The sequence below is a fragment of the Vibrio sp. 1249-1 genome, from assembly GCF_033340495.1.
Genome location: NZ_JAWOWJ010001180.1, coordinates 1 through 516, shown reverse-complemented (window position 1 = coordinate 516; position 516 = coordinate 1). Strand labels below are relative to the sequence as shown.

The 516-nt window shown below is 47.1% G+C and carries 1 protein-coding gene; it reads right to left on the bottom strand.

The genetic code is table 11. From position 1 onward, the window contains the following. Positions 1 to 516: AIR synthase-related protein (locus R7Z50_RS31135; RefSeq protein WP_318150232.1), on the bottom strand; the 516-nt coding region annotated here is incomplete at both ends.

Genomic DNA, 516 nt, shown 5'->3' with positions numbered 1-516 from the left:
CTTCACCGCTAGATAAAGCATACTGCTGTGCGCTGACCTTATCATCTAAAAATTGTACCAGCTCTGAAGAGATTGGTAATTGAGACACATCGATACTCACACCAACTTGTGAGCGTTTTAAAATATGTTTGATATCCGCAATCAGGCCGTCTGAAATATCAATCGCCGAAGATGCTAATCCTACCAAAGCTTGCCCCGCTAACACTCTCGGAGTACTTAGGTAGTGGACTTTTTCTAGTTCATCAGCACCAATGCGACTGCGAAGTGTTTCATCTAAGATGACATCCAGCCCTGCTTTTGCGTCACCCAAATTCCCCGTGACATACACCCAATCCCCGACTTTCGCGCCAGAGCGAGTCAGTGCTTTGCCCTCAGGCACAAAACCTTGCACTGTCAGTGTTAGGCTTAATGGGCCTTTCGTTGTATCACCGCCGATTAACTGAATACCAAAGTAATCCGCCAGTTCGAAAAACGCATCACAGAAGGGTGCGAGCCATTCTTCATCCGCTTCAGGCA